This window comes from Halopiger djelfimassiliensis, from assembly GCF_000455365.1.
Lineage (GTDB): Archaea > Halobacteriota > Halobacteria > Halobacteriales > Natrialbaceae > Halopiger_B > Halopiger_B djelfimassiliensis.
In genome coordinates this window covers 148588-162635 of record NZ_HG315684.1, presented here as the reverse complement: position 1 = coordinate 162635, position 14048 = coordinate 148588, and the positions used below count along the sequence as shown (strand labels likewise).

The window sequence follows — 14048 nt, the reverse complement described above, 5'->3', positions numbered from 1 at the left end:
CGGATTGCGTTCCGGGGCCGGCGAGAGCGCGAGAAGCCGTCGCCGGTTTCGCCGAGTCACGACCGGTCGCAACGTTCACAACGGTTCGGACGAACCGACAGCTAGGCGAATGTCCGACGGACCGCGGCTGCCGGGCGTCGGCGAGCGAACGGCGGCGGATCGGATCGTCTGTCACGTCGACGCCGACTGTTTCTATGCCTCCTGTGAGCGACTGCGCGAGCCGGCCCTTCGCGGTGAGCCCGTCGTCGTCGGAATGGGGTACGAACCCGGCGAGACCGTCGGCGCGGTTGCCACTGCAAGCTACGAGGCACGCGAGTTCGGCGTCGAGAGCGCGCAGGCGATCTCGACGGCCCTCGAGCACCTTCCCAGACGCGCGGCCCTCGACGCCGACGCGGACGATCACGACCCCGATCTCGAGCGGGAATCGACCGGGTACTACCGCCCCGTCGACATGGAGTACTACGAATCGGTCGCGGCCGAGGTCAGGGGCGTTCTCCACGACTGTGCCGACGTCGTCCGCGAGGTGAGTATCGACGAGGCGTACCTCGACGTCACCGAACGAACCGCCTGGGACGTTGCCGACGGCTTCGCACGCCACATCAAAGACCGCATCCGCCGGGAGGTCGGCGTCACGGTAAGCGTCGGCGCCGCGCCGACGATGAGCGCGGCCAAGATCGCGAGTGACTTCGACAAACCGGACGGCCTCACCGTCGTCCGCCCCGAGGAACTCCGGGCGTTTCTCGCCCCGCTCGACGTCGAGTTGCTCCACGGCGTCGGTCCCGTAACCGCCCGCGAGTTGCGCGAGATGGGCCTCGAGACGGCCGGCGACATCGCCGAGACAGATCCCGAACCGCTGGTCGAGCGGTTCGGCGAGCGCGGGCGAGAGCTGTACGATCGCGCCCGCGGCGAGGACGACCGCCCCGTCGAACCGAAAGGCGATCCCAAGAGTTTCTCGCGCGAGTCGGCGTTTGCCGACCCGGTGACGGCTGCGGAGCCGAAATACGAGCGACTCGGGACGCTCGCGGCGGCGGTCGCCGATCGGACCCGGCGGGAAGGGGCGCTGTACCGGACCGTCGGCGTCAAGGCCGTTACGCCGCCGTACGACGTCAACACGCGCGAACGATCGCTTCCGGGTCCGGTCGACGACCCCGACCTCGTCGATCGGATCGCCCGGGATCTCTTCTCGGAGTTCGAGACCGATCCCGTCCGAAAGCTCGGCGTTCGGGTGGCGAATCTCGAGTTTACGTCGGGCGAACAGACCAGCCTCGACGGGTGGGACGCCGTCGGGGAGACACCCACGGATCGGAGTGGTGCCGATCGGGACCCGGAGCCGGAATCGGACCCGCCGTCCACGGATGGCCCGACGGGACAGGCGTCGTTGACTGACTTTTCGTGACTGTCGTTGCGTTCGATACCGGTCGAACGGAACACTGAAACGATACCCGTCCGTTCACCATGCACGGACCAGACTACACGTCCCCGATTCCCATGACAGAGGACTTCTACGACCTTCTCGAGATTTCTCCCGACGCCTCCCAGGACGAGATCAAGGAGGCCTACCGTGAGAAGGTCCGCGTGTACCATCCCGACCTGAACGACGACGACCGGGCGCGGGCGCAGTTCACCGCCGTCAAGAAAGCCTACGATATTCTCAGCGATCCGGTCGAGCGTCAGGCCTACGACCGACTCGGTCACGAAGACTACGTCGCGAAACGAACCAGCGGTATTCCCTCCCCCGACGTCTGGGCCAGTGCCGACGACGATGACGACGCGTCCGACGCCGACGCGGAGTCGGACACGCGAGCGGCCACAGCGGGAGCGGCAACCGCGGGAGCGAGTACGGCGTCGACGGGATCGACGACCGGGTCCCGCTCGAAGACGGGCGGAACGGCCGCCTCCTCGAGCGGACGCTCGTCGGCCGCCGGGTCCGGGACACGAACGCAAACGGGATCGACGACCCGTGACGGAGCCGCGTCGGGGACGACGGGATCGACCGCTGACGCCACCGCCGGCGCGTCGGCGACCGGAACGACAGCCAACCGCGCCGGCTCGACGGCGTCCGGCAGTCGAGGGACCGAAACGACGCACAGCCGTGACGCCGCCGGGGCGGGTCGCGAAGCGTCACAGGCGGATCCGGCCTCCGGCGCGACACAGCAAGGCGAGCCCGACACCTCGTGGCTCGCACGGGCGGCGGACAATCCGCTCGTGCGCTGGTGGCGACGCCAGAACTTCGCGCTCCCGCTGATCTGGCTGTCCGTACTCGTCTACGTCGGCGGACTCGCTCACTTCGCGCTCGAGAACGGCGCTGCCCTGTCGGCGTTTCGGACCGAACTGGCCGCCGCCGGGACGGATCCCGACGGGCTCCGATCGGTGCTTACGGACGGTCGACACGGGTTCGAGACCGCAACCGAGTTCGTCGCGGGCGTCGAGTTGCTCGCGCCGCCGGTGCCGCCGAGTCGCTGGTACGCCGCACTCGCCGGCGTCGTCGGAGCGGCGGTCCTGTTCGTGGTCCTCGTTCGCCTCACCCGGCGGGAACACACCTGGAGGCCGATCTCGATCGACGAGACCATCCTGCTTGCAGTCGCGCTGTCGGTACCGACGACCCTGATCGGCGGTCCGTTGCTCGCCGGCGCGGTGCTCATGCCGTTCCTGTTCGGCGTGATCGTCCACCATACGCGGCGCGGACCCGGCTGGAAGCCGTCGTATCTGTACGTCCTTCCCGTTCTGGCTCCCCTCTGCGGGTTCGGGGCGGCCGTCGCCGGCCACGCGACGCTGCCGGTCGATCTCCTCGCGTTCGTCGTGCTCCCGCTCGCGGGGGCCTTTGGACTTCCCCTGCGAGCGACGATCAGGAAACACTTCGGCCGATAACTGGCCGGACACACCCGTCTCGTCCCCGTTACCCGACCAGCGTCGCGACGCCTTTCGTCTGCCGATAGTCCCGTCCGAGGATCTCCGTCAGCGTCTCGACGATCGTCGCTCGATCACTGCCTTCCCAGGCGGGCGGGTTCCGGATCGGGACGACCATGAAGCCGCGACCACGGATCTCGCGGGCATGGAGGGCGTCCATCTCGAGGTCGAGCCGGCGACGCTGGGTGGTGTACGCCCGGAGGACGTGGTCGGTAGCCCGGTCCCCGACCGGCAGGAGGACGTGGGCGTTGATCGCCCGGAGTTCGGCGTCGAAGAACCGTTCCAGATCGTCGTACTCCCGCTCCGTCGGCCGATGGCCGTCGGGGAGACAGCACATGTGGACGTAGCTCGCGTAACAGTTCTCGAGGTCGGGACGCTCCCGCGGTCCGGTCGCGAAGCCGACGTCCCGGATGACGTCCTGCACCGCGAGACCGGCCTCGGTTTCGGTGAACGGCACGCCGGTTCTCTTCCCGCCGTGAACGCCGGGAAAGTCCCCGATCACGTGGAAATCGGCGTTGGCGTCACCGTACCCGAAGACGGCCGTTCGCTCGTCGGGATCGGTCCGGTCGAACGGCGGTCGCAGCCCGAACGGGTTGCTCGTCCTTTCGGTGACGTTTTTCACGGATACGGGAAGGGGACGGGACCCTATAACGCTCGCGATCCCTGACACGGGCGCGTCGAGTTACGCGCCGGTGTCGTCGTCGGCTTCGAGCGTGGCGTCCGCTTCGGCCTCGAGTCGTGGGGCGTCCGGTTCGGCGGGCTGAGAATCGGCGATCAGCGTGGTGTCGATCAGGGTCGCCAGCCCGCGACGCAGCCGCTGTGAGACGGCCGAGTCGGAAACGCCGAGTCGGTCGCCGAGTTCGACGAGCGTCGTCTTCCGCGGGACGTCGAAGTACCCCGCTTCGTAGGCTGCGACGACGAGGTCCCGCTGGGCCGGTGTCAGTCCGAACCGGCGGTTGGCATCCCCATCGACCGCCTCGTGGAGCTGGACGAGTTCGAGCGAGACGCCACGGGACGTACACGCCGTATAGAACGACGAGAGCGCCTCGTAGGAGGGGAACCGCAGTCGGAACGTCCACCGGTCGTCGGTGCCGACGGCCCCCCTGAGGATCGCATCGCTCTCCCGAATCGACGCGAGAACGCCGTTGATCCGGCCCGCCCACTCGACTCTGACGAGGGTGTTGTCGTCGACCTCGTCGATGACCGAGGCGGCCGCGATGGATGGGGTATCCGCCAGCCGGTCGACCACCGAAGCGGCGACGTCGGTCGGCACCCAGAGATACGGGATCACCGCTTCGCTCGTGGGAACCATCGTTTCGACGGACACCGTCAGGTCGCCCTCCAGATCGAAAAGCGATCCCAGCGGGAACTCCGTCGCTGGGACTGCGACCGTCGCGAGGACGCTCATCGGGTGCCCCCGAGCGAACGACGCCGGGGCAGCCACGTCTCGAGCGGTTGCGCACGACTCGACGGCGGTCGAAGGGCGTATCGATGGTAAACGCGACGATACATAGCGGTCCGTTCAATAAGACATTCACAGGCGGTTACAAGAATCGGGGGGTTGGATATCGAAGTCGTTTAAGTCGTGCCGGACGTCGCCGAGTTCGGGTGCCGATTCACGACCGCTCGAGGTCGGAGCACGACAGGGCCACCGAAACGCGGCCGACCGGTCGAACCCCGGGAACGGGGTCGCCGATCGCGATGGATTCATACGCCGGGGCCGGGTCCGTTAGCCCGGCTGTATCAGGTCGGTCATTGCGGTGCATCGTTGCTGGCGTATGCGCCGCTCGGAACCGCTGTTTTCCGCTCGGGACATGAGGGAGCCGCCGTCGTCGGTGGCCTCAATCGAGCCGAGTTTCCCGAATGCCGGCGAGAAACGTCACGAGCAGTGCGCCGGCGGCGACCAAGTACGGAAGCTCGAGCGTAGGATCGACGGCTTTCCGGCCGAAAAAGAGCACGGCGACGACCAGCGGCGGAGCCGCGAGCAGCGTCACGACCGTTCGGCGATCCGCGAACTGATTCCGTCCGACCATCGCGGCGACGATCGCCGAGCCGAGGAGCGCGAGCGTCACGCCGTACTGGACCATCTGCATCGTCGGCGAGTAGCTGGCCACGCCGGTCCCGACGACGGGACTGAGCGCGATATGGAGCGGGAGCGCGACGACCCCGACCGCGAGTGCGCCGGTAACGTGTGGCCGCGAGAGGCGCGGTTCCCAGACCAGCACCGTCGCGACGACGAACAGCGTGAAGATGAGCAGGGCCGTCCAGAAGTGCAACGAGAGGATCGGGGTCTCGTACTGGAGGACGGTTTCCCGGCCGAGCGCGACCTGAACCGGGGTCAGGACCATCCCCAGGACGACCAGCCCCGCCACGCGACGGTCGACGTCGGGAAGTCGCCAGGCCGCAAGCGCACTGCCGATGATCGCGAAGCCGGCGAACATGGCGACAAAGCGGTGGAACCACTCGTAGAAACTCGGCAGGTTCGCCGGGAACAGGTTAAACGGCCCCGCATCACACTGGGGCCAGTTCGCCTCGCAGGCCAGCCCGGATCCGGTCGCTTTCGCGGCGATACCCAGCAGGATCGTCGCCGCGACGAGGACCAGCGTCGTCGCGATCAGGTGCGGGAAGCCGAATCGATCGAGCAGCGAACGTGGTGACGAATCGGACGTGTGGCTGTCGTACGACACGGGCGTTCTGACGGGGGTTAGGGCCACCCCTATTTAGGTTATCCGAGTCGTTCCAACGGAGCGAGAATCGGTGGGCTGGCTTTTCGATAGCGATCGGAGACGGTCCGGGGACTCCCCCTTCGTCGCATTCAAGGGTTAGCCACGCCAGCACTCGACATGGACAAACGCGAGCGACTCGAGACGTACCTCGAGACGCGCGACCTCGATGCGGTCTGGTTCGCTCGACCGAACTCGTTCGCCTGGCTGACCGGCGGGAACAACGTCGTCGACCGCGAAACGGACGCCGGCGTCGCCGCAGTCGGCTACGACGGCTCCGACGTTCGGATCGTGACGAACAACATCGAAGCGGACCGGATCGCCGCCGAGGAACTCCCGGATCTCGACGCCGATTCGGTCTCGATCGAACGGTTCTCCTGGCACGCCTCGTCGCTTTCCGAAGCGATCGCCGGCCGCGTGGGGACCGACGAGCGGGCCGGGGCCGACGTCGACGTACCCGGCCTCGAGCGCATCGATCCGACGCCGTTGCGCCAGCCGCTGACCGAACGCGATCGCGAACGCTACCGGAAACTGGGTCGGGAAACCGCAGCTGCGGTCGAGTCGGTCTGTCGGGAACTCCGGGCCGAGGACACCGAACACGAGGTCGCGTCGGCGCTGCGCGTCGCGCTCTCGGCGCGTAACATCGAAGCGCCGGTCGTGCTGGTCGGCGGGTCCGAACGGGCACCGCAGTATCGCCACTACACGCCGACCCGGACCGAGCTCGGCGAGTACGCCCTCATCTCCGTGACGGCCCAGCGGGCCGGGCTTCACGCGAGTTGTACCCGTACCGTCGCCTTCGACCCGCCCGAATGGCTCGAGCAGCGCCACGAGGCGGCGGCCCGCGTCGAAGCGACGGCGCTCGCGGCGACTCGGGCGGAAGCCACAATCGGTGGCACTGCCGGGGACGTCTTCGCGGCGATTCAGGAGGCCTACGACGCCGTCGGCCACGCCGGCGAGTGGGAAAACCATCATCAGGGTGGTGCCGCCGGCTTCGCGGGTCGGGAGTGGATCGCGACGCCGGACAGCGACGCGCCGGTCGAGACGCCGATGGCCTACGCGTGGAACCCGACCGTCGAGGGCGCGAAAAGCGAGGACACCGTCCTCGTCACCGACGACGAACTGACGGTGTTGACGACGACTGACGACTGGCCGACGACGACCGTCGAGGCCGTCGGTCGAGACCTCGAGATCGAACGCCCGGCGGTTCTGGAACCGGAGACCGAAGACTGAACCGGAACGCTCGTTCGATCGACGACGGCTACCGTTCGTCGGCGTCGTCGGGGACGCGACCGTCGTCGGACTCCGCGATTCCGGCGTTCGGTTCCGTCTCGTCGCCCTCGGAATCGTCCGTCTCGGCCGCGCGGGAATCCGTTTCGTCGACCGTTATCGTAACCGGTTCGACGTCGTCCGCGAGTTCGGCGTCGGACGCTTCCTCCCGGTCGAGAATGCGATCCAGCGTGAAAATCGTGTTCAGTTCCTGCTGAACCTGATCGACGACGCCGCCGACGAGGTCGCTCGGCTGGATCGCCGTGTACTCGTAGGGGTTGTTCCCCGCTCCCTCGTTGGCTCGCTTTTCCCGCGTGACGCGTTCCTCCTCGTGGAGTTCCGCCAACGCTTCGCGAACGGTACTGGGATAGAGCCCAGTTCCGGTCGCGACTTCGTCGGAGGTGCTGCCGGGGTTGGCCAGCAGATAGACGTAGATCTTCGCCCGCGTCTCCGTATCGAGGATCCACGAAAGCAGGTCGACGATCCGCTGATCGACCTCCTCGACGGCCGCGTTCCGAACGCCGTCGTCGGTCTCGGACTCGACGGGTGCCGCGTCGTCACCGACGGCGTCGCCGCCTTCGCGTCGCTTTTCCCCACCGTCGTCACCCGGGCGTTCGTCGGGATCGTTCGGGTCCATGTGTCCTCTCGTCAGAACCGAAGTTTCGCGCGAGGTTAAACCTTTGCGAGGTTGTGGCAACTCCCGGGGCGGTTCGGTACTCTTCCGGACCGTGGGGTGCGAGACGCGTCCCTCGGACCGCTGTCGACGATGCCACAGACCGTGTCCGCCGTTCGCTCGATCAGACGGCTATCACTTTCACTGCGGTAGCGTACACCTTTTAGCCCCGCCGTTAGTACAGGGTAGGTGATGACGTCGTTCCAGTCGACACTCGGTGACGAGCCGGGGATCGCCGAGGAGCTGGCAGAGAGCCAGCAGGCGATCTCGATCGCCGAGTTCTTCGAGAAGAACAAGCACATGCTCGGCTTCGACAGCGGTGCTCGAGGCCTCGTGACGGCCGTCAAGGAAGCCGTCGACAACGCCTTGGACGCCGCTGAGGAAGCCGGTATTCTCCCGGATATCTACGTCGAAATCCAGGAGGATGGGGATTACTATCGACTGATCGTCGAGGATAACGGGCCGGGACTGACGAAAGAATCGCTGCCGAAGGTCTTCGGGAAGCTTCTCTATGGCTCTCGTTTTCACGCCCGCGAACAGTCCCGCGGTCAGCAGGGAATCGGGATCTCCGCCGCCGTCCTCTATGCCCAGCTTACCAGCGGCAAACCCGCGAAGATCACGAGCCGTACCGAGGGTGCAAGCGAGGCACAGTACTTCGAACTCATCGTCGACACCGACGAAAACGAACCCGAGATCAGCGTCGAAGAGACGACCACGTGGGACCGCCCGCACGGCACGCGCATCGAACTCGAGATGGAAGCGAACATGCGCGCCCGCCAGCAGTTACACGACTACATCAAACACACGGCGGTCGTCAACCCGCACGCGCGCCTCGAACTCCGGGAGCCACAGGAACACTTCAAGTTCGAGCGAGCGACGGATCAGCTCCCGGAGGAGACCGAGGAGATCCGCCCACACCCCCACGGCGTCGAACTCGGCACCGTGATAAAGATGCTCGCGGCGACGGACTCTCAGACGGTTTCGGGGTTCCTTCAGGAGGAGTTCACCCGCGTCGGAAAGAAAACCGCCGAGTCGATCATCGACGAGTTCCGCGACCGCCACTACGGCCGCGAGATGCGCTGGCGACCACCGCAGGAACACGAATCGATCGACCTCCGGACCGTGGTCGAGACGGCGACGGCGAACAAGGGGGCCGACGCGACGACCGCGTTCGCCGACGCCATCGCGGACGGCGTCGGCGACGACGACCGGATCTCCCACTCCGAACTGCTCGAGATCGTCGATGCGGCCGCCGAGTCCGTCGAAGCCGAACACGGGACGGCGTTCGGCGAGACGGTTCGTGAAAACGCCGTCGAGGCCGTCTGGAGCGAACTCATCGACGCTTCGGACGCGGATCCGGACGCGGACCCTGACGAGGCCGACGACTCGCGGCTCGTCGCGGATCTCTACGAACTCGTGGACGCGGCGACGAGCACCCGCAAGGACGACGAGGTGATTCAGGCCTTCGCGGTTCGACTGGCCGGAACGTTCGAGGACGAGACCGACGACGATCCGCGCCACCGGCTGACCCGTGTGACGCTGCGCGAGTACGTCGATCGGGCGGCGGAACTCACCGAGGAGTACGACGACGTCGCCTTCGGCGACACCGCCCGCGAGAACGTCACCGAAGCGATCTGGGACGTGATGGCGACCGTCCCCGACGATCCGCCGCTCGTACGCGAGCTCGAGGGCGACCGCGACGCGACCAGCGATCTCGTCGACGGGATGCGCGCGACCGACATCATGGCCCCGCCGACGCGGTGTCTCTCGCCGATCTCCGCGGAGCTCATTCAGGCCGGGCTCGAAAAGGAGTTCGACGCCGACTTTTACGCTTCGGCAACCCGGGACGCCGAAGTCCACGGCGGCGATCCGTTCATCGTCGAGGCCGGCATCGCCTACGGCGGTGATCTTCAGGCCGAGGGAAGCGCGGACGTGCTCCGGTTTGCCAACCGCGTCCCGCTCGTGTACCAGCGGGGTGCGTGTGCGACGACCGACGTTGTCAAATCGATCGGCTGGCGAAACTACGGGCTCGACCAGCCCGGCGGCTCCGGACTCCCGAACGGCCCCGCGGTGATCATGGTTCACGTCGCGTCGACGAACGTTCCCTTTACCAGCGAGTCCAAAGACGCCGTCGCGAACGTCCCCGAGATCGAAGACGAGATCGAACTCGCGATCCGGGAGGCGGCCCGCGACCTGAAAAGCTACCTCAACAAGCGTCGGTCGATGCAGAAACGCCGGAAGAAACAGAACGTGCTCGGGAAGATCCTCCCCGAGATGGCCGAGAAAGTCGCCGAGGTCACCGGCCGTGACGAACCCGACATCGACGACGCGATCGCCCGGATCATGAACAACGTCCTCGTCGAACGCCGCGTCGAGGAGAACGGCGACGGACGGGAGATTTCGGTCGTCGTCGAGAACAACTCGGGGACGAACGAGTCCCTCGAGATCACGGATATCGTCTCGACCGAACCCACGAACCTGCCCGACGATGCGACCGTCGTCGAGATGGACGGCGAGTGGTTCGTCAAGTGGGAACCCGAGGTAAAAAGCGACGACGAAGCGGCACTGGAGTACGAGGTACCCGATGGCGCGACGTTCGATCTGGACGTGAAAGGAGTCGAAAACGAGAAACTGACGGTGAAACAATGAGCGCGGACAACGACCAGCAAGCACGAGAGCAGTTGATCGATCTCGCGGCGCAGTTCTACGACCAGTTCGAACTGGGCGAGATCCCTCACATGTCCGTGCCGACGCGGACGAAGAACAACATCGAGTACGACGAGGACAAGGCGGTCTGGGTCTACGGCGACCGCGAGTCCACACGGTCGGCAAACTCGGTTCGCGGCGCACGGAAGCTGTTGAAAGCGGTCTACACCATCGAGTTTCTCGCGGATCAACTCGAGGCGGACCGGTCGTCGACCCTGCGTGAACTGTACTACCTCTCGGAGAGCTGGGACAACGAGGAGGCCCAGTTCACCAGTCAGGACGAGTCGAACCAGCTGGTCGAGGACTTGGAGATCGTTTCGGGGGTCACCCGCGAGGACTTCCACATGCGCCCGGAGGAGTCGGGTGCGACGATCATGGGGCCGTTGTACCTGCGCGAGCAGACGCGGCGCGGCGAACGCGAGATTCACTGCCAGAAGGACGTCGGCGAAGGCGGCTACCAGATCCCGAACAACCCCGATACGATCGAGTTTCTCGACTGCGACGCCGACTTCATCCTCGCCGTCGAGACCGGCGGCATGCGTGATCGGCTCGTCGAGAACGGGTTCGACGAGGAGTACAATGCCCTGATCGTCCACCTGAAGGGCCAGCCGGCCCGGGCGACCCGGCGGATCACCAGACGGCTACACGACGAACTCGAGCTTCCGGTCACCGTCTTTACCGACGGCGACCCCTGGTCGTATCGGATCTACGGCTCGGTCGCCTACGGATCGATCAAGTCGGCCCACCTCTCGGAGTATCTCGCAACGCCCGAGGCGAAGTTCATCGGCATCCAGCCCGCCGACATCGTCGAGTACGACCTGCCGACCGACCCGCTCTCGGATTCGGACGTCAACGCCCTGGAGAGCGAACTCGAGGACCCACGCTTCCAGACCGACTACTGGGAGGAACAGATCGAACTGCAACTCGAGATCGAGAAGAAATCCGAACAGCAGTCGCTCGCATCACACGGGCTGGACTTCGTGACGGACACGTACCTCCCGGAGCGACTCGACGAGATGGGCGTCCTTTGACCTCCTCCCACCCCTGAAGGGGAGGGATTCCCGAGTCAAGCGAATCGAAGATTCGCTCAGCGTTGGGATATTAGGGTTTGCAGTCTCCCCGTTCTCTCGGTGTGAACCGTCCGCTCTCGCGGTCGAACAGCAAGACTCCGGGCTGGGCCACCCAGCCGTTACTCATATCCCCGGTCGGGGGACTCTGAGTTATCTTTCGTCGGATGTTTATTGCACCGTTGACGTCTGCGTTCATCGTCGTTTTGCACGATTCGCAGACGTACAAGCCACGCTCCACGCGGTTCGCATCTCGAATCTGGCCACAACACGAACACGTCTTCGAGGTGTTCTCTTCGTCCACGCGGTCAACGAGGATACCGTGTTCCTCGGCCTTGTATTCGAGCAGACGGGCGAATCGGTCGAACTCCCAGCCGTGCAACTTCTTGTTTCCCGACTGGCCCCAGTTCCGCGAGTCGCCGTTGTCGTCTTCGCGGATGTCGCTGAGATCGCCAACTGCGATAACCGCGCCGCAGGCCGATCGTCCCCGTCGGACTCGTCTCAGGAGCGTTCCGGCTCCCGCTCTCGAGTCGGGCCCGCCTCCGAGGTCGCCGTCGTGGTCGATCGATCGGGCGACTCGTTCGACCGTGTGGCCGTTCCCGATGGGTCGACAGCGGCCGTCTCGGCGTTCGCACAGCGTCGACAGTAGTGGTTCCGTCCCTCCGAGACCGAAAGCGGAACGCCGAGCACGCAAAACTCCCTGCGATAGATCCGCTCGATCCCACGGCCGACGGAGTCGGCACACGCGGCACACGGTCGATCGTGTGCGGTGACGATCCGTTCGTCCACCGATCGCGTCCAGCCGTTCGTCGTGACGGCGTGGCGGGACGCGAGCCGTTCGCGGACCGGTGGGACAGCGCCGACGCCGATCACCGCCAAGAGAACGGACAGGACACCGAGGGTGAGCGTCAACCCGGTTGCCGGATTCGTCGCGGCCCCGATGGCGAACAGCGCGGCCGCCAGCCAACAGCCGACAGCGGGCCACAGGCCGTGCTGACGCGATCCGTCGTCGGTTTCCGTCTCGTCGGCTTCCGCGGCGTACAACACCGTTCGTTCGGCGTCGTCGAAATACCGGTACGCCCCGTAGAGCACGTTTCCAACGCCCATCGTCCACCACACGGTAAGCAATGCGACGAGGAGATGGTCGTTTACGCCGCCGACCGTCCGTCGAACCATGACGACGTGGTCGCCGAAGTCGTGTTCGAGCTCCCAGCCGGCCTGTACCGCGGCGGCGATCCGACGGTCGAGCGCGGCGCGGTCGTTCGGTCCTGTCGCGGCCGTTCGGGACCCATCGACGGTAGCATGTGACCGCGGCGGCGAACGCCGACGGATCCGTGACGTGGAACCGCGGTCGCCTCGATCGTTCGGGTGCCCGCAGCTCGGGCAGTAGTTCACCGACGGCTCGAGGCCCGAGCCGCAGTTCGAACAGTACAGCGTCCCGTGTCGGCGGTTTCGGCGTCGATCCCGCCGCCGAGGACGGTCGCCGCTCATATCCACGGCGTCGACGACGGCGACAGTAACTCTTTGGAGCTATCGGAATTCCAACCGGGTCGAACGACCGCAATTACCGCGAATCGAGGGTCACCGGGACGCCGCGTCGTGCGACGTCGACGACGAACGCCTCCTCGTCGGTCGTGATCGCGTCGAACGTATCGTAGTGGACCGGAATCACCAGATCGGGATCGATCCGTGCGGCCAGGTCCGCGGCCGCGTGTCGATCCATCGTGACCGTCCCGCCGACCGGCGGCAGGAAGAGATCGACGTCCAGTTCCTCGTGGAAGGCGAACGCGTCCGTATCGCCGGGCCAGAACGCCGACACCCCATCGATGGTAACGCCGAAGCCACAGCCGTCGCCTTTCGGATGGTACGGGTCCCCGCTCTCGTCGGTGTGTGGCCCCGCCGGATCGTTGTACGCCGGCGTGGTAAACAGATCGAGCGGGCCAAGAACGAACGATTCGTCGGCACGAACGCGCTCGACGGTATACGGAAGGGCGTCGGGACTGTCCTCGACCCGGTCGAGCCCGCCGGCATCGATCGACTCGTGAACGACGACGATCGCCTCCTCGTGAGCCACGCGGCCAATGGAGTCGGGATCGTAGTGGTGGGCGTGCGAGACGAGGATCAGGTCTCCGTCCCGCGGTTCGATGTCGTCCATGAATCCGTACGTTTCGGGACCGGGGTCTACATAGACGACCGCCCCCGTCTGGCCCTCGAGTCGGATCGTCGCAAGCCCCAGCCAGTCGACGGTCACTGCGCCGAATCGAACGGTCATAGCTGTCCCTTCACGCGGTGGGATCGAAAAGCGTTCGACACCGGGTCGGCGCGTTCGTCGACGGGTTCCACGGGGTCGTTCGCCGCACCTTACCAACATCATTAATGAATATATAACCGGAACATATATAACAGGAATACGGCCCAGTTTATAAGGAAGGCGAAACACTTATATGCGTTACGGCCTTACCCTATGTTAGCTGAGGTGACCGGGTTTCTTCTGGTTTCCCCACCCGGGAGCCCCGAGTAACCAACCCACTACACCATGACTGATACCAACATTCGAACGTATACGGACGAGCGGGAGACGGAAGAAACGGAAGAGGCGACACGCACCGACGAGCGCGAGGAGTGTCCGGAGTGTGGCGGGCGGTTAGTATCGGACACCGAGCACGCCGAGACCGTCTGTGAGGACTGTGGCCTGGTCGTCGAGGA

Annotated in this window: 12 protein-coding genes and 1 pseudogene; 6 read left to right on the top strand and 7 right to left on the bottom strand. The window is 65.8% G+C overall.

Annotated elements, in window-relative coordinates:
• The first annotated feature begins 109 nt into the window (after positions 1-109).
• Entirely contained in the window at positions 110-1396 is a 1287-nt protein-coding gene (locus TX80_RS00865) for a DNA polymerase Y family protein (protein WP_049920961.1), read from the top strand.
• 92 nt (positions 1397-1488) lie between these two features.
• Entirely contained in the window at positions 1489-2868 is a 1380-nt protein-coding gene (locus TX80_RS00860) for a J domain-containing protein (protein ID WP_049922139.1), read from the top strand.
• A 28-nt stretch (positions 2869-2896) separates the two neighbouring features.
• Here the strand turns inward: TX80_RS00860 and TX80_RS00855 are convergent, their stop codons facing one another.
• The 3 genes from TX80_RS00855 to TX80_RS00845 form a co-directional block, all read right to left on the bottom strand.
• Positions 2897-3529: a uracil-DNA glycosylase family protein gene (locus TX80_RS00855; RefSeq protein ID WP_049920960.1), complete on the bottom strand. Its 633-nt coding sequence runs from the start codon at positions 3527-3529 to the stop codon at positions 2897-2899.
• A 60-nt stretch (positions 3530-3589) separates the two neighbouring features.
• A complete protein-coding gene (locus TX80_RS00850; RefSeq protein ID WP_049920957.1) occupies positions 3590-4315 on the bottom strand; it encodes a helix-turn-helix domain-containing protein in 726 nt (241 codons plus the stop codon).
• Between the two features lie 433 nt (positions 4316-4748).
• Entirely contained in the window at positions 4749-5594 is an 846-nt protein-coding gene (locus TX80_RS00845) for a COX15/CtaA family protein (RefSeq protein WP_049922138.1), read from the bottom strand.
• A gap of 156 nt (positions 5595-5750) precedes the next feature.
• On the opposite strand from TX80_RS00845, the gene TX80_RS00840 reads away from it, so the two are divergent.
• Entirely contained in the window at positions 5751-6860 is a 1110-nt protein-coding gene (locus TX80_RS00840) for a M24 family metallopeptidase (protein ID WP_049920955.1), read from the top strand.
• A gap of 28 nt (positions 6861-6888) precedes the next feature.
• Here TX80_RS00840 and TX80_RS00835 read toward each other — a convergent pair whose 3' ends face one another.
• Complete coding sequence (locus tag TX80_RS00835; RefSeq protein WP_049920954.1) at positions 6889-7533, bottom strand: helix-turn-helix domain-containing protein; 645 nt, start codon at positions 7531-7533, stop codon at positions 6889-6891.
• A gap of 228 nt (positions 7534-7761) precedes the next feature.
• On the opposite strand from TX80_RS00835, the gene TX80_RS00830 reads away from it, so the two are divergent.
• Positions 7762-10218, top strand: coding sequence for a DNA topoisomerase VI subunit B (locus TX80_RS00830; protein WP_049920952.1), 2457 nt, complete (start codon positions 7762-7764; stop codon positions 10216-10218).
• Complete coding sequence (locus TX80_RS00825) at positions 10215-11306, top strand: DNA topoisomerase IV subunit A (protein WP_049920951.1); 1092 nt, start codon at positions 10215-10217, stop codon at positions 11304-11306. Before TX80_RS00830 ends, TX80_RS00825 begins: the two co-directional genes overlap by 4 nt.
• Before the next feature lie 70 nt (positions 11307-11376).
• Here TX80_RS00825 and TX80_RS00820 read toward each other — a convergent pair.
• From TX80_RS00820 to TX80_RS00810, 3 genes and pseudogenes are all read right to left on the bottom strand, one after another.
• Positions 11377-11805: pseudogene (locus TX80_RS00820) on the bottom strand (zinc ribbon domain-containing protein); the annotation flags it as partial.
• Between the two features lie 38 nt (positions 11806-11843).
• Positions 11844-12833 (bottom strand): zinc-ribbon domain-containing protein, encoded by a 990-nt coding sequence (locus TX80_RS00815; protein WP_049920949.1) that lies wholly within the window; start codon positions 12831-12833, stop codon positions 11844-11846.
• Between the two features lie 73 nt (positions 12834-12906).
• Positions 12907-13614 carry an MBL fold metallo-hydrolase gene (locus TX80_RS00810; protein WP_049920947.1) on the bottom strand — a complete coding sequence of 236 codons (708 nt, stop codon included), beginning with the start codon at positions 13612-13614 and terminating at the stop codon, positions 12907-12909.
• Positions 13615-13878: 264 nt separating this feature from the next.
• On the opposite strand from TX80_RS00810, the gene TX80_RS18370 reads away from it, so the two are divergent.
• On the top strand, positions 13879-14048 hold a 170-nt coding region (locus tag TX80_RS18370; RefSeq protein ID WP_326544624.1), incomplete at its 3' end, for a TFIIB-type zinc ribbon-containing protein.